Here is a 17,319-nt window from a genome sequence, read left to right on the forward strand (position 1 = left end):
CCCACTTGTGGGGAGGTGACAGCGCGAAGCGCTGACGGAGGGGGCTGGCGCCCGCCCGCAACGTCGCTTCAGGCCGCCAACCCCCTCCACCACCTTCGGCGGTCCCCCTCCCCGCAAGCGGGGAGGATCTTATGGCCGCATTCGGCCGTTAGCCGCCGTTTCCGGAACCGGTTTAACAAAGTCTTACGGCTCGAACGCCGCCAATATCGGGCAAGGTCCCTTATCGCTCGCCGCGCATTGGTCGGCGAGGCGCGCGAGGGCGGCACGTGTTGCGGTCATCTGCGCGATCTTTTCGTCGAGCACCTCGATCCGCTGCCGCGCGAGGGTACGCACGCGCACGCGGTCGTCGCTCGCCTCGAGCGCGAGCAGTTCGGAAATCTCGTCGAGCGTGAAGCCCGACGCCTGGGCCGAACGGATGAATTTGAGGCGCCGCAAATCATCCTCGCCATAGCGGCGGATCCCGCCCCCCCAGCCGTCGCCGCCGCTGCGTGCGGGTGTGCCCAGCAGCCCGCGGCGCTGGTAGTAGCGTACCGTTTCGACCCCGACGTCGCCGGCGGCCGCCAATTTGCCAATCGTCAATTGCATCGCTTGACTCCGTACCATGGTACGGACGTTATATGGGGCGCATGACAAAGCAAGCAACCCTTCCCGCAGGCCGCAAGACGGCCGTTCTCCATCGCATGGTCATGCCGGGGCACACCTGCCCCTATGGCCTCAAATCGAAACATCTGCTCGAAAGCCGCGGCTTCACGGTCGACGATCGCTGGCTGACGACGCGCGAGGAAACCGACGCGTTCAAGGCCGAGCATGGCGTCAAGACGACGCCGCAGACCTTTATCGACGGCGTGCGGATCGGCGGCCATGACGATCTGCGCCGTCATTTCGGGCTGAAGGTCGCCGATCCCGACGCGACGAGCTACACGCCGGTGATCGCGCTGTTCGCGATGACCGCGCTGATGGCGCTCGCGACCAGCTTCTCGGTCTATGACGACGCCTTCACGCTGCGCGCCGCCGAATGGTTCATTTCGTTCAGCATGATCGTCCTCGCATTGCTCAAGCTGCAGGACGTCGACAAATTCGCGACGATGTTCCTGAATTATGACCTGCTTGCCAAACGCTGGGTGCCCTACGGCACCGTCTACCCCTTTGCCGAGGGGCTCGCGGGCGTGCTGATGACCGCGCATGCGCTGCCCTGGCTGTCGATCCCGCTCGCGCTTTTCATCGGCGGCATTGGCGCGGTGTCGGTGTTCAAGGCGGTCTATATCGACAAGCGCGACATCAAATGCGCGTGCGTCGGCGGCAGCAGCAAGGTGCCCTTGGGCTTCGTCTCGCTGACCGAGAATGTGATGATGGTCGCGATGGCGCTGTGGATGGCGCGGATGTGGTTCTGATCTTCACCGGCATCGGTCATTGATGAAACATATGGCTGGGCTATCAGGGGCTTCGATTCGCCCCCACGGAGCCCAGCCATGTATAACCGCCGTCACTTTCTTGCCGGTGCCGCCCTCGCCGGCCTTGCCGCTCCGGCGATCCTGCGCGCCGAAGGCGGGATTTTCCGTGAGTTTCCGTTCAGCCTCGGCGTCGCGGCGGGCGATCCGGCGAGCGACGGCTTCGTCATCTGGACGCGCCTCGCCCCCGAACCGATGGAGCGCCATGGCGGGATGCCGCTGGCGAATTTTCCGGTCGACTGGGAGGTCGCGAGCGACAGCGGCTTTCGTGACGTCGTCGCCAAGGGGACCGAACTCGCGCGGCCCGAACTCGCGCACAGCGTCCATGTCGAGGTCGCGGGGCTGCAGCCCGACCGTCCCTATTATTACCGCTTTACCGCCGGCGGCGAGCGCAGCCTGCGCGGCCGCGCGCGCACCCTGCCTGCGCCCGGCGCCAGGGCCGATGCGCTGAAATTCGGCGTCGCCGGGTGCCAGCATTTCGAGGCGGGGTTCTTTGGCGCCTATCGCCACCTCGCACGCGAAGACCTCGCCTTCGTCTATCATTATGGCGACTTCATCTATGAATATAGCGAGGAATATCTGTTCAACACCGGGCTGCCGACGCGCCCGGTGCGCAAACATGCGTTTCGCGCGTTGGTCGACATCGGCGATTTCCGCACCGCTTATGCGCAGCAGCTTGGCGACATCGACCTGCAGGCAGCGCGATCGGTCCATGCCTTCCTGTCGAGCTTCGACGATCACGAGATCCGCAACGACTGGGTGTCGGACGTCGACAATTGGAAACTGGGCCTCGACGGCAACGATCCCGAAGCGGCCTCGCCCGAAGTCTTCATGCTAAAGAAACAGGCGGCGATGCAGGCGTGGTACGAGCATATGCCGGTGCGCAAGGCTTTGCTCCCGCGCGGCGGAATGGTCGCGCTCAACCGCGAGTTCCGCTGGGGCGACCTGATGGCGATGCAATTGCTCGACACGCGCCAATATCGGGACGACCAGCCGTGCGACGACGGCTTCAAGCCCGCTTGCCCCGATGTGTTCGCCCGGGATAGGCAGGTGCTCGGCAAGGCGCAGGAGGAATGGCTCGGCCGCAATCTGGCGAAGGGCGGCACGACCTGGAACGCCTTTGCGCAGCAGATCACGATGATGTCGCTCGACCGCCGGCGGAAGGCCGACGAGCCCAAGAAGATTGTCAATCTCGACAGCTGGGCGGGTTATGAAGCGCCGCGCGAGCGCATCGTGTCGCGCATGGCGGGGCTCAAGAACAATATCGTGCTGACCGGCGACGAGCACCAGAATTTCTGCGGCGACCTGGTGTCGAAGGACAAGGTGGTCGGCGCCGAATTCGTCGCGACATCGATTTCGTCGGGTGGCGACGGCAGCGATCAGCGGGGCGGCACCGATGTGTTCCTCAGCCAGAACCCCGAGCTCAAATTCGCGAACGACCAGCGCGGCTATATCGTGTGCGACGTCAATCGCGACGCCTGGCAGACGCATTTCATGGTTGTCGACAAGGTCACGACGCCGGTGAATATGCTGTCGAAACGCGCGACGGGGGTGGTCGAGCGCGATGTCGCCGGAATCAAGATGGCGTGACGTGTCGCCGGACGGTCACACAAGCGCCATAGCGGAGCGCGCATGAACCGCCTCCTCCCGCTGCTGCTCGCCCTCCTGCTTCCCATCGCCGCGCACGCGCAGGAGAGCGACGAGCGCAAGCCCGTCCCGATCCTGATCTCGATCGACGGCTTTCGCGCCGATTACCTCGATCGCGGCATCACGCCGAACCTGTCGCGGCTCGCGGCCGAAGGCGCACGCGGCAAGCTGCGGCCGTCCTTTCCGACCAAGACCTTCCCCAACCATTATGCGATCGTGACCGGCAAGCGGCCCGACACGAACGGGATCGTCGGCAACAATATGATCGACCCGCGGCGCCCCGATGTACGGTTCAGCCTTGGCGATCCGAAACAGTCGCTCGACCCCTTCTGGTGGGACGAGGCCGAACCCGCATGGGTGACGGCCGGCAAGGCGGGCGTTCGCAGCGCGACGATGTTCTGGCCGGGCAGCGAGGTCGCGATCCACGGGAGCCGGCCACCCGACTGGCTGCGCTACGACGCCGATGTAAGCTATGCGCAGCGGATCAATACGGTGCTCGACTGGATGCGGCGTCCCGCCGACATCCGCCCTGCCTTCGTCACCCTCTATTTCGAGGCGGTCGACGACGCCGGGCACAAATTCGGTCCCGACAGCGCGGAAGTGAACGCGGCCATCACCGATGTCGATGCGCGTATCGGAGACCTTGTCTCGGGTCTGGCCGCGATGGGGCAACCCGCGCAGATGATCGTCGTCGCCGACCACGGGATGCGCGCGATCGACGAAAGCCGCGTGATCCAGCTCGCCGACCTGATCGACCTTCCCAGCATCGTCGCGGTCGAAACCGGCCCCTATGCCGCGATCGAGCCTGCCGCCGGGACCGACGACCGCGTGTACAAGGCGCTGCTGAAACCGCACAATCATATGACCTGCAACCGCCGCGAAGAGCTGCCCAAGCGGCTGCACTATGGCCAGAACCCGCGCGTTGCCGCGATCATCTGCATCGCCGAACCCGGCTGGTCGATCATCGCGGGCACGCCGACCTGGCCCGTAAAGGGCGGCGCGCACGGCTATGACAATCAGGATCCCGAGATGCTCGCGCTGTTCGTCGCGAGCGGCACGGGTCTGAAAGGCGATGTCGGGACGATCGACAATATCGAGGTCTATCCGCTGCTGATGCGGCTGATCGGCGTTACGCCGCTGCCAAGCGACGCCAACGGGGTGCTGACCAACCGCCTGCCCTGATCAGTCGCGCAGCACCGCCATCGCGTGGATCGACGCGGTCGGCGCGTTGACGATCTGGAGCTGGTAGCGCCCCGGCGTCACGTCGAATTCGACCATCTTGCGGATGCCCGAACAGGCGGGGCCATGACCGTGCGTGACCGATTTAACCACCACGCCGTCGCGCACCAGGTCGATCCAAGCGCCCGCGTCGAGCGCGACGATGAGCCGTCCCGACTTCTTCGCCTCGATCGGGATCATGCCGCCGAATTTATAGACGTCGGGCTTGCGTTCGGGTGCGATCCCGTAGCGCAGGCTTTCGAAACGATGCAGCGGCAGTTCGGTCCGCGCAGCGCCGAGCGGCGACCAGTCGGCACCAAGATCGTCGCCATAGGCGTAGATGGTCTTGCTCGACGTGTTGCGCGCCCAGTCGGCGAGTTCGGGCGGCAGCACGAGCGCTGCGGAACAAGAAGGCGCTGCGGGCGCTGCAAACACCGCCGCGGGCGATACCGCGGCCAGCAAAATGGCGATGATCCGAACCTTCATCCTATTTCCTCCCGAACAATTTCTCGACATCGTCCATCGCGAGCTTCACCCAGGTTGGGCGCCCGTGATTGCACTGGCCCGAATGCGGCGTAACCTCCATCGTGCGGAGCAGCGCGTTCATTTCGGCGACGCTGAGCGTGCGGCCGGCGCGGACCGAACCGTGGCACGCCATCGTCGCGGCGACCAGTTCGAGTTTTTCGCTGAGGCCAAGCGCGGCGTCGTAACCGGCAAGATCGTCGGCGATGTCGGTGACGAGCTTCTGGCAGTTGATCGCGCCGAGCATCGCCGGGGTCGCGCGCACCATCACCGCCGCGGGGCCGAAGCGTTCAAGCTCAACCCCGAGCGCCGCGAGTTGCGGCGCCGCAGCCTCGAGCCGGTCGCATGCGGGCTCGTCGAGTTCGACGACCTCGGGCAGCAGCAGTCCCTGCGACGGCACCGCCTGCCCGCTCATTCCGCGGCGCAGTTGCTCAAGCACGAGCCGTTCATGCGCGGCGTGCTGATCGACGATCACGAGCCCGTCTTCGGCCTCGGCGACGATATAGGTTTTCGCGATCTGGCCGCGCGCGATGCCGAGCGGGTGCGACTCGGCCTGCGGCACGGGCGCGGTCGCGGGTTCGGCGCGGCCCATCGGCAGCGCATCGCGCGGCGGCGAAAAGTCGACGATGCGATCGTGCAGCAACGCCGTTGTCGCACCATCTCCCAAATGGGTAGATGGGATTTGCGAATACGACGGATGCGCGGCGAACAAGGTCGGCGCGGGCTGCGGCGCCACCGGCTCCTGCTGCCAAGCCGCAAGCGCCGCTTCGGCGGGACGCTGGACGCTGCGGAAGCCATGTTCGTCGAGCGCACGGCGGAGGCCGCCAACGATCATCCCGCGGATGAGCTGCGGGTCGCGGAAGCGCACCTCGGTCTTCGCCGGATGGACGTTCACATCGACCTCGCCCGTGGGCACATCGAGGAACAGCGCAACGACCGGATGGCGATCGCGCGCGAGCAAATCGGCATAGGCGCCGCGCAGCGCGCCGACGAGCAGCCGGTCCTTCACCGGGCGCCCGTTGACGAACAGATATTGATGGTCGGCAATACCGCGATTGTAGGTCGGCAGGCTGATCACGCCGCCCAGATGCACGTCGCCGCGGTCCAAATCGACGCCGATGCTGTTTGCGGCCAGATCGCGCTGGGTCAGCGCGGCGACGCGCGTCAGCTGGTCCTGCCCGCCCTGGACATCGAGCACCCGGCGCCCGTCGTGCTCGACGGTGAAGCCCACGTCGGGCCGCGCCATCGCGAGCCGCCGTACGACATCGAGGCACGCGGCATATTCGCTGCGACCGCTACGCAGGAATTTGCGCCGCGCGGGAACGCGCGCGAACAAATCCTCGACCATCACGCGTGTGCCCTTGGCCAGCGCCGCCGGCCCTTCGGCCACCACCGCGCCATTGTCGACGACGCGCTTCCAGCCGTCGCCGCCCGCCACGCGGCTTTCGAGCGTCAGCCGCGCGACGCTCGCGATCGAGGGCAAGGCTTCGCCGCGGAAGCCGAGCGTCGTGACGTCCTCGATCGCGTCATCGGGCAGCTTCGAGGTCGCATGGCGTTCGAGCGCGAGCGCCATATCGGCGGCGGTCATTCCGCAGCCGTCATCCTCGACTTCCAGCCGTGAAATCCCGCCCTCGGCGATTCGCACCGAAATGCGAGTCGCACCGGCGTCGATAGCGTTTTCAACCAGTTCCTTGAGCGCCGCGGCAGGTCTTTCAACCACTTCACCGGCTGCGATCCGATTTACTAGCTTTTCCGGCAGGCGACGTATTGACATGGCCGCTCTCCTAGCGCAGTCGAACGCAAATCGCGACCCATCCGCACAGCCCTGATCATTTTGTCCAGCCACCCCAAAAGGAAGAGCCGGAATCTCCCCCTGATTGTAGCTGTCGCCGGCCGGGCGCACGGATAAATCACGACAGGGGCGTGTCCATCAGGGGCACGGCTTCGATGACAGGAAGCAGTATCGATGTCCTTCTTTTCCCGCTGGTTCAAATTCAATTCCCAAGACATGGCTATCGACCTCGGCACTGCGAACACGGTGGTCTATGTGCGCGGCAAGGGCATCGTCCTGAACGAGCCTTCGGTGGTCGCAGTCGAAACGATCAACGGGATCAAGCGGGTGAAGGCGGTCGGCGACGACGCCAAGCTGATGATGGGCAAGACCCCCGACAGCATCGAAGCGATCCGTCCGCTGCGCGATGGCGTCATCGCCGACATCGATGTCGCCGAACAGATGATCAAGCACTTCATCACCAAGGTGCATGGCGGCAAGCCCAACGCATTCCGCAGCCCCGAAATCGTGATCTGCGTCCCCTCGGGCTCGACCAGCGTCGAACGCCGCGCGATCCGCGACGCCGCGTCGAACGCCGGTGCCAGCGAAGTGTGGCTGATCGAGGAACCGATGGCGGCCGCGATCGGTGCCGACATGCCTGTCACCGAACCGATCGGTTCGATGGTCGTCGACATCGGCGGCGGCACGACCGAAGTCGCGGTGCTGTCGCTCCGCGGCCTTGCCTACACCACGTCGGTCCGCGCGGGCGGCGACAAGATGGACGAAGCCATCGTTTCCTACGTCCGCCGCCATCATAACCTGCTGATCGGCGAAGCGACTGCCGAACGGATCAAGAAGGATTTCGGCATCGCGCGCATCCCCGCCGACGGCGTCGGGCTGACGATCCACATCAAGGGCCGCGACCTTGTGAACGGCGTGCCCAAGGAAATCTCGATCAACCAGGCGCAGATCGCCGAAGCGCTGTCCGAACCGATCGGCACGATCGTCGAGGGCGTGCGCATCGCGCTGGAAAACACCGCCCCCGAACTCGCCGCCGACATCGTCGACCAGGGCATCGTGCTCACCGGCGGCGGCGCGCTGATCGCCGAGCTCGACGAGCTGCTCAAGGATGCGACCGGCCTCCCAGTCACGGTGGCCGACGACCCACTGACCTGCGTCGCGATCGGCACCGGCCGCGCGATGGAAGACCCCGCTTTCCGCGGCGTTCTCCAGCAAGCCTGATCGCGTAGGTCTTAAGGCCGAGAACCCCTGACTGACGCGCTCGAGGTTTGAAGCGATTTTGTTCAGGGCTAGGAGGCGAGGCGCAGGCATATGAGAATATTCCAAGGCTTGCCGACGCGGCCATGGGCAAAATCGGTCAAATCCCGAAGGGACGTCGAAATGGCTTCGATCTCGCCGCCGCGCGGCCTTGCAGATAGAACCACTATCCGCAGCGGCCACGCGACCGCAATATCTTCGCCATTTCGGCGCCTCGATCGCGTCAGTCAGGGGTTCTCGGCCTAATGGTCCGCCCGGCACATCGACGTCCGGGACAATCCCGAAAGGCTCAGTACAGCCTGTTCGTTGCCTATGTCATCGCGGTGACAGGGGCAGTGGCGGGCCTGTTGCTGGCGATCCTGTCGGTCGTTGATCCCATCGGCTTTGCCCAATTGCGTGTGGCGAGCCAGGAAATCGCCGCACCCGTCGCACGCGCCTCGCGGTCGGTGATCGGGTCGATTTCGGGCATCGACGATACGGTTGGCGCCTATGTCAGCGCGGGCACGCAGAACCGCCGGCTGCGCAAGGAACTCGCCGACACGCGGCGCGAGCTCGTCGCGACCAGCTCGCTGCAGGAAGAAAACCGCCAGTTGAAGGCGCTTCTGAAGCTGCAGGAAACCGACAAGACCGCGCTCGCCAACGGCTATCTGCTCACCTCGACCTCGACGAGCAGCAAGCGCATCGCGCTGCTCAGCATCGGGCGCAACCTCGGTGTCGCAGCGGGCCAGCCCGTGCGCGGCGCCGACGGCCTGATCGGCCGCGTGCTCGGCGCCGGCCCCTCGGTGTCGCAGGTGCTGCTGCTCACCGACGTCGACAATATCGTCCCCGTGCGCCGCGCGCGCGACGGGCTGCCCGCGCTCGCCAGCGGCCGCGGCAACGGCGACCTCGACATCCGCACGCTCAACATCGCAAACAACCCGTTCAAGCCGGGCGACATCCTCGTCACCTCGGGCACCGGCGGGCTCTATCCGCCCAACATCCCGGTCGCGATCGTCGTCCGGCGCCAGGACGACGGTGCCCTCGCACGCCCGCTCGCCGACCCGGGCAAGGTCGACGCGGTCTCTGTGCTGCGCCCCTACACCCCCGACAATATCGAGGCACAGGGCCTGCCCGGCCCCGCGACGCCGCCCCCCGCCCCCGCCGGCGCGCCATGAACCAGAAGGGTCCGCGCCTCGGCGAACCGGCATCGCTGTGGCGGATGCGCTTTGTTCCGGTTGCGAGCGTGATGTTCGCCTCGGCGCTGCCGCTGATGCTGCCGTTGATCGCCAGCTCGCCGGTGCTGCCGCCGCTCGGCCTGCTGTTTTTCCTGTGTTGGCAACTGCTGCGCGCCGAAATGTGGCCGGTGTGGATCGGGCTGCCGCTCGGCCTGTGGGACGATCTGTTCAGCGGCGCGCCGATCGGCACCGCGATGGGGCTGTGGACGATCGCCAGCATCGCAATCGCCTATTCGTCGCAGCGCATCTATTGGCGCGGCTTTTTCCACGACTGGGCGATTGCCGCTGCGTCGGTCGCGATCATCCAGTCGCTTGGCGCGCTGATCACCCACCCGCATGCCGCGACGGGCCGCGTGCTCGGCCTCGTGGTGCCGCAGATCATCATCTCGGCCCTGCTCGTCCCCCTGTTCATGCGCCTGACCGGCAAGTTTGACAATTTCCGCCTGAAACGCCGATAGACTGGTTCCAACCCCCTAATGCCGAAGAAGAAGAGTCCGCCGATTACCGAAGCCTGGAGGGGCATTACCTTCACCCGCCGCGCACTGGTCGTCGGCGGCGCGCAGGCGGCGGTCGGCGTCGCGCTCGCGACGCGCATGGCGTATATCTCGGTTGTCGACAACGACCGCTATGTTCTTGAATCGGAAAGCAACCGCGTCAACCTGACGCTCGTTCCGCCGCGGCGCGGCTGGATCGTCGACCGCAGCGGCAAGGCGCTTGCGAACAACCGCGTCAGCCTCCGCATCGACATCATTCCCGATCGCCTGCACAACAAGGAACTGGTGCTGGGGCAGTTGCAGACCCTGCTGCGCCTCGACGGCGACACGATGGAGCGCATCAACCGCGACCTGAAGGCGGCATCGGGATTCCAGCCCGTCGCGATCAAGGAAGATATGACCGAGGCCGAGTATAGCTCGATCCTCGTCCGCCTGCCCGAACTGCCCGGCATCGCGCCGCAGCGCGGCTTTGCCCGCAACTATCCGACCGGCGCGGCGGTTGGCCATCTGATCGGCTATGTCGGCGCCCCGAATGCCGAGGAATATCAGAAGGCCAAGGATCCGCTGTACATCACGCCGGGGTACAAGATCGGCAAGGACGGACTGGAGAAATATTTCCAGGACATGCTGAAGGGCAAGCCGGGGGCGCGGCGCGTCGAGGTGACCGCGCGCGGCAAGGTCGTCCGCGATCTCTCGACCCAGGCCGACGTGCAGGGCAAGACGGCCCATCTGACGATCGACGCCGACCTGCAGGAATTTGTCGCGCGGCGGATGGGGCGGGAGTCGGGCGCGGCGGTCGTCATCGACTGCCAGAATGGCGACATCCTCTCCTTCGTCTCGATGCCGAGCTTCGATCCGAACAGCTTTTCGGACGGGATCAGCAGCAGCGAATATGCCTGGCTGCGCGCCGACGATCACCAGCCACTGATCAACAAGGCGACGCGCGGCCTCTATCCGCCCGGATCGACGCTGAAGCCGATGGCCGCGATCGCCGCGGTCGAACATGGTGTCGACCCGAGCGAACGCCACACCTGCGTAGGGGGCTACCGCCTCGGAAGCCGCTTCTTCCGCTGCCTCGGCACGCACGGCAGCCTCGATATGCCGTCGGCGATCATGAAGAGCTGCAACAGCTATTTCTACTGGCTCGCGCACCGGCTCGGCTATGACGCGATGGCCCCTACCGCCCGGCTGCTCGGGCTCGGCGAGGAATTCCAGCTTGCGGGCAGCAACCAGCGCTTTGGCACCATCCCCGACAGCGCGTGGAAAATGAAAAAATATGACCAGATATGGTCGGCCTCGGACTCGCTCAACGCCGTCATCGGACAAGGCTATGTCAGCGTAAACCCGCTCCAGCTCGCCGTGATGGCCGCGCGGATCGCATCGGGGCGCCGGCTTTACCCGCGCCTGATCAATCGCGAGTTCAAGAATGAGCCCCTGCCCTTTTCGCCCGAAGCGCTCGCCGTTGCGCGCCACGGCATGGACCTTGTCGTCAACGGAGCCGGCACCGCGGTGCGCAGCCGCCTGCCGCTCGACGGCATCACGATGGCGGGCAAGACGGGCACCGCGCAGGTGCGCGGGCTCGGCACCGGAAACGGCAAAAGCGGGACGTGGAAATTTCGCGATCACGGCCTGTTCATCGGCTTCGCGCCCGTCGTCAATCCACGCTATGCGACGGCCGTCGTCATCGAACATGGCCTGGGGGGCGCGCGCGCTGCGGCACCTGTGGCCAAGGATTTCATGACCTTCCTCTTCGACCGCGAAAAGGCGATGGAGGCGCTCGAAACCTTCGAGGCCGGCTGGGGCGGCACGATCAAGGAACGCATGGACCGCGACTATGCCGCATGGAAATCGGGCGCATCGAGCGACCCCAAACCGGGGGTTCCGCAATGATTCCCGTTCCGCCCGCCATCCAGCGCATCCCGTGGAAACTGATCGCGATCCTCGCGGGCATCACCGGCTTTGGCCTGCTCGTCCTCTATTCGGCGGCGGGCGGCAACTGGGCGCCCTGGGCGCTGCAGCAGGGATTGCGCTTCCTCGTCTTTCTGACCGCGGCACTGGTGATCGGCCGTTTCCCGCTCCGTATTTTCGAAAACTTTGCCTATCTCGCCTATATCGGCGTCCTCGTGCTCCTGATCGCGGTCGAGCTTTTGGGCTTTGTCGGTGGCGGCAGCCAGCGCTGGCTGAACCTCGGTTTCATGAACCTGCAGCCATCCGAGCTGATGAAGGTTACGATCGTCGTCGCGCTCGCGCGCTTCTATGCGCAGCTACCTCCCGGAAATACGCGGACCTTTACCGCGTTGTGGCCCGCACTCGTCATGATCGGCCTGCCCGCCGCGCTCGTCATGTTACAGCCTGATCTGGGCACGGCGCTTTCGATCTGTATCGGCGGCGTCGTGGTCATGTTCGTTTCTGGCCTGCCCTTCTGGTGGTTCGGCAGCGCGGCGGCTGCAGGCGCGGCGGCGCTGCCGGTGCTCTTCTCGATGCTGCATGACTATCAGCAAAAGCGCGTGCTGATCTTTCTCGACCCCGAAAGCGATCCCTTGGGCGCCGGCTATCATATCAGCCAGTCGAAGATCGCGATCGGTTCGGGTGGCATCGGCGGCAAGGGCTTCCTCAACGGGTCGCAAAGCCACCTCGACTATCTGCCCGAAGGCCACACCGACTTCATCTTCGCCACGATGGCCGAGGAATGGGGGCTGATCGGCGGGCTCGCGCTGCTCTTCGGCTTCTTCCTGCTGCTGCGCTGGTCGACGCGCGTCGCGCTCAAGGCGCGGACGCGTTTCGGACAGCTCGCCGCCGCGGGCCTCACCATGACGATCTTTTTCTATATCGCGATCAATCTGATGATGGTGATGGGCCTCGCTCCCGTCGTCGGCATTCCGTTGCCGCTCTTTTCCTATGGCGGCTCGTCGATGCTGACGATCATGACCTGCGTCGGTATCCTGCTCGCGATCGAAAACGACAGCAAAACGGGCACGCGCCGCTTTCATTGAGAAAAAACTTCGACAAAAAATCATCGGGGGCATTGCCATCCCCACAGCGCCATGATAGCGGGCCGCTCGCTTCGCAGCAAAGAGGGCAACTCTTCGCAGCAAGGCACGCCGGAAAACGGCAGTGGACGCATAGCTCAGTTGGTAGAGCAGCTGACTCTTAATCAGCGGGTCCTAGGTTCGAGCCCTAGTGCGTCCACCATTTTCTCCCAGTAAATCAGCGAGTTACTGGACTTAAAAACGGCCATTTGCGATCGCTGAAATCTTATAAAGACCTATAAAGTCACCAGCCGGGCAAAAGTGTCGGCAAGGCCCCGAATTCAGCCCTCATTCTTCAATGGGTTCAGAATTCTCTTCCGTCGCAGATTCGGTGACGATGGCCGAGTTAGGGTTATCGGCAGACTGCCTTCCTCCATAACCTTGAGTTCTCAACTCGTTTCCTCGACGAATCTCTTCGTTGCGCTCAGAAATTGCTACCGCCTCTTCTTCCGCCTGTTGCTGCTTGTCGGCTAGAATTTGGTTGCGGGCATCACGGCAAGGTTGGACCACCCCCTGAAAGCCTGCATCGCTCTGAGAGAGCTGTATCGTTTCCTCTCCCTCCGTCAGCTGGAACCGAGCAACGATCCTATCTGCGGACGCCACCTGATAGGCATCGATCTTGCTGGGAAGCACTCCCTCCGGGTTCGAGCTGAACTCGACCTCGTTGTTATAGCGAGGAGCGGTTCCCAGAATTCTTTGGGACGAGGCAGAATCCAACCGCAGAAAATATGGTACGAACACGCCTCCCCGCACGTAGGTGGAACTCGGGTAGAACTTTGACTGCATCTCAGCCGGAGCGCCTCCTTTGTCGAACGACGTAAAACTGTAGCGCAAAGCTCCGCTGTCAGAGCATGTCACACGGACCAAGAAGTCGAAATCGTCGGCGATTATGTACTGTGCAGCGCTGGCAATTTCCCGATCGGTGAGAGCATCCGTTTCCGAAGTTATTCGCCAAGAGCCCGCAACGGCTTGGACCTGTTCGACCAACGACGGAGTTGGATCATTTTGATCCTCATTTTTTTGCGGCACCTCCGAACAGGCGACCAATCCTAACGCTAAAACACAGGCTCGAAAACTTGCTGCTGCTGCCGCTACCAAAACACCCTCCCCTAGATATGGAAAAACGGCATATGGGATAATGGCATTTACGACAATGCTCGATGCCCAAAACGATCTTCACTGACGCGAATCTGATCGTAATTGGGGCACTCAAGGACGAGCGTTTGCGGGCTGGAATTAAGCAGGCAGAACTCGCCAAGAAGATTGGCAAGGACCAAAGCTGGGTCAGCCTCGTCGAAGGTTCGCAACGGCGAGTTGATGTCGTCGAATTCATTCAGATTGCGAAAGCGCTCGGCGCCGATCCGATAGACCTGCTTCGACAGATCATCGATCAGATGGAATAGGCGCTAGAGGTTCACGACCTTCCTCATAGCTTCAGCGTCGACGTCGATGTATCGCTGCGTCATTGCCAGTGATCGATGACGAGCCAGAGCCTGAACGTCTCTCAAACTGCCTCCGAACCTTCCAATGTTGCGAGCGGCTTGGGTTATAAATGTGCGTCGGCCGGAATGGCTTGAACAGCCAACCAATCCGACCGCTTTATACCAAGCCTGAAACATATTCACGATGACCTGAGGCTCCGCTGCCCCGGATCGGCTGGTCTGGATGACCCTTCCCCCAAACGAAACGGGCTGAGAGCTAGCGAGAAGCTCCTCAAGCGACGATTTGATGTGCTTGGACATAGGGATAACGCCACCGCTTCGCCCCTTGCTCGCTGCGTTTTCCAGCCTGATCTCATCGGAGACATTGCCATCCGGGGTAAGGACCATCGACCACGTGATGCAGGCGATTTCCTTCGCCCGCAGCCCGGCCTTGAACGACAAAAAAAATATCGTCTTATTCCGGATTGGGTGCCTCGTTCGACATAAGTAATCCAGCACCGAATTTATTTGTTGCTGACCGAGCACTTTCGCCTGCTTCCCGAGCATAAATACCTCATGTGATTGTCGTTGAATGTTGTATTTATATAATAACATCACGACATCATATTTCCTATGGCACGAGAAATGCGAAAGATTACAACTAATTACTCACGCTCATTATGAAACTAACATTCTATAACGAAACGATTTTTTACGGACACAGAAAGGCAAATGACCCTAATTGCATCAATCAATGACTACCGAGACTGGATCAATCCCAACTTGCGCCCAAACGTATATGCAGTCGGTACGCTCAAGCAGCGTCGCCAATGTCACGACGGCGCTATCGCCTATCAGATGGTCGGGAACTACGATCGATACGATCAGATGTATTCGCAGTTCATCCGAAGACTAAGCATCGCCACCTATGGCCGAAAGCACTGGAGGCGGTATCGTGAGCTTCTGCCAAACTGCGCATCGCTCGAAGGGGGCACGATCTCATCATACTCCAAAGGTCGCCGCCACGGTATCGACCCGCATTCTGCAAAAGAAGGCATCCGGTTTCACATCAACATGTGCTTCCAGCGTCCAGGATGGATTCCCTTCGAACAGTTCAAGATCGAGGTGGTTCGCACTTGGACAGGGATGGATTGGGCGCTGCCGAATATCGTCGTTGGAATCTCGAGCGGAGATTGTGTCGCATACTCGTTGAAGGAAGGGCCTCAAACCCTGTTAGCGAACTCGATGAGCTGGCCACTTTCTGGGGCATCATCGGCGACACCTAATAGCAGTGCCTGCTAGCACTAAACTGTACCCATGACGAACCCGAAGCCGCCATCAACTAGCTTCTAGAATTGGCTGGGCCTCACTATAGGCTCCCTATTGACAACCCGTTCCGACGCCCTCTCTCTCGCTGCAAGGCATAGCTTTGCGGCTTAGCTATAATAATGCCTAAATAGAATTTATAATATTAAATCATCAATAAGAAATTATATTGCAATGTTAATGATTAATGTGCGCAGCTTGCCGATCGAAGAGAGGCAACAATTTAATATAATCTAGATAGACACTTTTTATCTTATTCAATCGATTATCGCCGGCCGTCAGGAGCAACGTACCATCGGTGGCCAGTGCTTCGATCTCGGCATCGGTAGGAACTTCACCGTTGTCCATCTCCTTAAGACGCAGCGCAGGAATTGGCGAAGGCGATCTTAGATCAGATCATCATGTCAACGGCTCGATCATAATCAGAAGATTACCTGAACTTGGCAATATAGCGAGCGACGGTGCACTAATAATGCGCAACGTCCTCCGACCAAAGCCTTTCAAAAGTTCGATGTCTTCCCAAATTTTCGGCAATTTTCTCCGCCGGGACGCCAAGTCTTTCAAGGAAAAGTACCGTCAATATCATTGATATACGCTCACTTTCATATTGAAGCCCGCTGGGATCAAGAGAATTTTCCTCGAGTTCTGCGACATAGTGAGTGTAGTAGTTTCTGGTATCGACAACCGATCCTATGAAATTCTTGACATTAAATTTTGGAGCAGAATCGCCAAATCTTTCTTGCATGTCTTTGAAGAGAGTTCGGAGGCGCTGCCTAAGACTTGGCTCGTTAGTGAAACGCAAAGTCGTCCGCAACTTTTCCGTCATCTCCTTCGACGTGGACGCCGGTATCGCAGAAACAAGCGCCGCCTGAAGAGCGTTGTGATCCGCTTCGTCCATCAATGGACTTGGCTGTATCGTACGATGAAAAGCCTCTAACGCCTGTATGGCTAACAAAAACCGGACGTTCACGAACATAGACTTGTCGGCGACTACCGTGGTTAGCAAGTTCAGGACAGCTCCGAGCGTATCGAACTGATCTAGCCAATTCGTGAGTGCATCAGAACAAGCACTGATCAGTTCCCGTGCTGAGATGACCGGCAAATCTCCAGAGCGACGATTTCCTGATGGGAACATCATGCTGGTGAGCACATCGACTGTGACTGCCCGCTCTCGATTCTGTCCCACACGCTCGACCGGACCTTTCAAGCGCAACGTCTGGGAAGGCAGATGACATCCCATGCAAAGCGAAGCCAACCGCTGAATTTTCCATGCATTATCCATATGCCAATTAAGCGACTTAGGTTCGTGCGGTGTCGCAACGAGAGTAATCTCCGATATCAGCGCAATCTCGATATCGCTCTTCGGCTGCGTTCGCATAGTCGTCGAAATCGACAATTCTTGATCGACTGCTGTGACGAGAAGTTCCTCATTCGAGGTACGTGAGGTGATCGACATAATCCGAGTGTCGAAATCGAAGCCGGAATCGAACGGCTTTTCTCCGAGCCATTTTTCGATTCCGTCAAACCGAAAATAAGATTTCAAAAAGAGAGGCTCGTCGCTATTCGAAAAATGGAGTCCGGCCGCAGCAACGTTTGCATGATACGTTTCAGTTCCAAAACCAGGGAAATTAAGGGTTCTGGATTGATTCAAGCATTCAAACAGCGAGATCAACTGCCCCTTGTTCGTTATGCCATGAATCGTCACATCTTCTTCGGCGGCGTCGGCGAAGGCGTCTGCAAGTTGGCGCAGCATTCCCGAAAGGGCTAAGCTCACTCCGACATCGGGATCAAATGAAAGTGTTCCAGATACACGATGATCAGGTGTCTCAGGAAGCCACCAAGCGCCCTCGGCGGAAAACGTATCTTGAAAATATAGCACTGATCATTTCCTCGTTTTGGGTGCTTACGATTCAGTGCTGCTGCGCCCCCCTGCATTTAGGACGGCTGCGTG

General features: G+C 61.4%; 16 protein-coding genes and 1 tRNA gene. 11 read left to right on the forward strand and 6 right to left on the reverse strand.

The features are described 5' to 3' along the window. Nucleotides 1-183: 183 nt before the first annotated feature. A complete protein-coding gene (locus tag ACREBX_RS19440; protein WP_431563380.1) occupies nucleotides 184-585 on the reverse strand; it encodes a MerR family DNA-binding protein in 402 nt (133 codons plus the stop codon). A gap of 41 nt (nucleotides 586-626) precedes the next feature. Between ACREBX_RS19440 and ACREBX_RS19445 the strand changes: the two genes are divergently transcribed. The 3 genes from ACREBX_RS19445 (at nucleotide 627) to ACREBX_RS19455 (ending at nucleotide 4,277) form a co-directional block, all read left to right on the forward strand. Beyond that, nucleotides 627-1,391 carry a MauE/DoxX family redox-associated membrane protein gene (locus ACREBX_RS19445; RefSeq protein ID WP_431563381.1) on the forward strand — a complete coding sequence of 255 codons (765 nt, stop codon included), beginning with the start codon at nucleotides 627-629 and terminating at the stop codon, nucleotides 1,389-1,391. A gap of 78 nt (nucleotides 1,392-1,469) precedes the next feature. Beyond that, a complete protein-coding gene (locus ACREBX_RS19450; protein WP_431563382.1) occupies nucleotides 1,470-3,038 on the forward strand; it encodes an alkaline phosphatase D family protein in 1,569 nt (522 codons plus the stop codon). Between the two features lie 42 nt (nucleotides 3,039-3,080). Beyond that, nucleotides 3,081-4,277, forward strand: coding sequence for an alkaline phosphatase family protein (locus ACREBX_RS19455; protein ID WP_431563383.1), 1,197 nt, complete (start codon nucleotides 3,081-3,083; stop codon nucleotides 4,275-4,277). Here the strand turns inward: ACREBX_RS19455 and ACREBX_RS19460 are convergent, their stop codons facing one another. Together ACREBX_RS19460 and mutL are read right to left on the reverse strand one after the other, a co-directional pair. Continuing rightward, complete coding sequence (locus ACREBX_RS19460) at nucleotides 4,278-4,799, reverse strand: homogentisate 1,2-dioxygenase (RefSeq protein WP_431563384.1); 522 nt, start codon at nucleotides 4,797-4,799, stop codon at nucleotides 4,278-4,280. It lies immediately after the preceding gene. Between the two features lies 1 nt (nucleotide 4,800). Continuing rightward, on the reverse strand, nucleotides 4,801-6,609 hold the full coding sequence (gene mutL, locus ACREBX_RS19465) for a DNA mismatch repair endonuclease MutL (protein ID WP_431563385.1): 1,809 nt from the start codon (nucleotides 6,607-6,609) through the stop codon (nucleotides 4,801-4,803). A gap of 192 nt (nucleotides 6,610-6,801) precedes the next feature. Between mutL and ACREBX_RS19470 the strand changes: the two genes are divergently transcribed. The 6 genes from ACREBX_RS19470 (at nucleotide 6,802) to ACREBX_RS19495 (ending at nucleotide 12,784) form a co-directional block, all read left to right on the forward strand. Continuing rightward, entirely contained in the window at nucleotides 6,802-7,848 is a 1,047-nt protein-coding gene (locus ACREBX_RS19470; protein WP_431563386.1) for a rod shape-determining protein, read from the forward strand. Nucleotides 7,849-8,129: 281 nt separating this feature from the next. Next, nucleotides 8,130-9,038 (forward strand): rod shape-determining protein MreC, encoded by a 909-nt coding sequence (gene mreC, locus ACREBX_RS19475; RefSeq protein ID WP_431563387.1) that lies wholly within the window; start codon nucleotides 8,130-8,132, stop codon nucleotides 9,036-9,038. Continuing rightward, entirely contained in the window at nucleotides 9,035-9,556 is a 522-nt protein-coding gene (locus ACREBX_RS19480) for a rod shape-determining protein MreD (RefSeq protein WP_431563388.1), read from the forward strand. Before mreC ends, ACREBX_RS19480 begins: the two co-directional genes overlap by 4 nt. Nucleotides 9,557-9,574: 18 nt before the next feature. After that, complete coding sequence (gene mrdA, locus ACREBX_RS19485) at nucleotides 9,575-11,482, forward strand: penicillin-binding protein 2 (protein ID WP_431563389.1); 1,908 nt, start codon at nucleotides 9,575-9,577, stop codon at nucleotides 11,480-11,482. Continuing rightward, the gene (rodA, locus tag ACREBX_RS19490; protein WP_431563390.1) at nucleotides 11,479-12,585 is read left to right on the forward strand and encodes a rod shape-determining protein RodA; all 1,107 of its coding nucleotides are present in this window, start codon (nucleotides 11,479-11,481) and stop codon (nucleotides 12,583-12,585) included. The genes mrdA and rodA overlap by 4 nt, the downstream gene beginning before the upstream one ends. Before the next feature lie 123 nt (nucleotides 12,586-12,708). Beyond that, nucleotides 12,709-12,784: transfer RNA gene (locus tag ACREBX_RS19495), tRNA-Lys, on the forward strand. Nucleotides 12,785-12,909: 125 nt separating this feature from the next. Here the strand turns inward: ACREBX_RS19495 and ACREBX_RS19500 are convergent. Further along, on the reverse strand, nucleotides 12,910-13,719 hold the full coding sequence (locus tag ACREBX_RS19500) for a hypothetical protein (RefSeq protein WP_431563391.1): 810 nt from the start codon (nucleotides 13,717-13,719) through the stop codon (nucleotides 12,910-12,912). Nucleotides 13,720-13,781: 62 nt separating this feature from the next. On the opposite strand from ACREBX_RS19500, the gene ACREBX_RS19505 reads away from it, so the two are divergent. Beyond that, nucleotides 13,782-14,024 (forward strand): helix-turn-helix domain-containing protein, encoded by a 243-nt coding sequence (locus tag ACREBX_RS19505; RefSeq protein ID WP_431563392.1) that lies wholly within the window; start codon nucleotides 13,782-13,784, stop codon nucleotides 14,022-14,024. 3 nt (nucleotides 14,025-14,027) lie between these two features. Here the strand turns inward: ACREBX_RS19505 and ACREBX_RS19510 are convergent, their stop codons facing one another. Then, the gene (locus ACREBX_RS19510) at nucleotides 14,028-14,657 is read right to left on the reverse strand and encodes a tyrosine-type recombinase/integrase (protein ID WP_431563429.1); all 630 of its coding nucleotides are present in this window, start codon (nucleotides 14,655-14,657) and stop codon (nucleotides 14,028-14,030) included. A gap of 117 nt (nucleotides 14,658-14,774) precedes the next feature. Between ACREBX_RS19510 and ACREBX_RS19515 the strand changes: the two genes are divergently transcribed. Then, on the forward strand, nucleotides 14,775-15,344 hold the full coding sequence (locus ACREBX_RS19515) for a hypothetical protein (protein WP_431563393.1): 570 nt from the start codon (nucleotides 14,775-14,777) through the stop codon (nucleotides 15,342-15,344). Nucleotides 15,345-15,834: 490 nt separating this feature from the next. Here ACREBX_RS19515 and ACREBX_RS19520 read toward each other — a convergent pair whose 3' ends face one another. Further along, nucleotides 15,835-17,247 carry a HEPN domain-containing protein gene (locus tag ACREBX_RS19520; protein ID WP_431563394.1) on the reverse strand — a complete coding sequence of 471 codons (1,413 nt, stop codon included), beginning with the start codon at nucleotides 17,245-17,247 and terminating at the stop codon, nucleotides 15,835-15,837. Between the last annotated feature and the right edge of the window lie 72 nt (nucleotides 17,248-17,319).

This window comes from Sphingopyxis sp., assembly GCF_050725655.1.
Lineage (GTDB): Bacteria > Pseudomonadota > Alphaproteobacteria > Sphingomonadales > Sphingomonadaceae > Sphingopyxis.

Coding starts and splice junctions, on each gene's coding strand:
- ACREBX_RS19440 (WP_431563380.1), bottom strand. CDS start 585: ATGCAATTGACGATTGGCAAATTGGCGGCCGCCGGCGACGTCGGGGTC.
- ACREBX_RS19505 (WP_431563392.1), top strand. CDS start 13,782: ATGCCCAAAACGATCTTCACTGACGCGAATCTGATCGTAATTGGGGCA.
- mutL (WP_431563385.1), bottom strand. CDS start 6,609: ATGTCAATACGTCGCCTGCCGGAAAAGCTAGTAAATCGGATCGCAGCC.
- ACREBX_RS19450 (WP_431563382.1), top strand. CDS start 1,470: ATGTATAACCGCCGTCACTTTCTTGCCGGTGCCGCCCTCGCCGGCCTT.
- ACREBX_RS19510 (WP_431563429.1), bottom strand. CDS start 14,657: ATGTTATTATATAAATACAACATTCAACGACAATCACATGAGGTATTT.
- ACREBX_RS19515 (WP_431563393.1), top strand. CDS start 14,775: ATGACCCTAATTGCATCAATCAATGACTACCGAGACTGGATCAATCCC.
- ACREBX_RS19470 (WP_431563386.1), top strand. CDS start 6,802: ATGTCCTTCTTTTCCCGCTGGTTCAAATTCAATTCCCAAGACATGGCT.
- ACREBX_RS19445 (WP_431563381.1), top strand. CDS start 627: ATGACAAAGCAAGCAACCCTTCCCGCAGGCCGCAAGACGGCCGTTCTC.
- ACREBX_RS19455 (WP_431563383.1), top strand. CDS start 3,081: ATGAACCGCCTCCTCCCGCTGCTGCTCGCCCTCCTGCTTCCCATCGCC.
- mreC (WP_431563387.1), top strand. CDS start 8,130: ATGGTCCGCCCGGCACATCGACGTCCGGGACAATCCCGAAAGGCTCAG.
- rodA (WP_431563390.1), top strand. CDS start 11,479: ATGATTCCCGTTCCGCCCGCCATCCAGCGCATCCCGTGGAAACTGATC.
- ACREBX_RS19460 (WP_431563384.1), bottom strand. CDS start 4,799: ATGAAGGTTCGGATCATCGCCATTTTGCTGGCCGCGGTATCGCCCGCG.
- ACREBX_RS19480 (WP_431563388.1), top strand. CDS start 9,035: ATGAACCAGAAGGGTCCGCGCCTCGGCGAACCGGCATCGCTGTGGCGG.
- mrdA (WP_431563389.1), top strand. CDS start 9,575: ATGCCGAAGAAGAAGAGTCCGCCGATTACCGAAGCCTGGAGGGGCATT.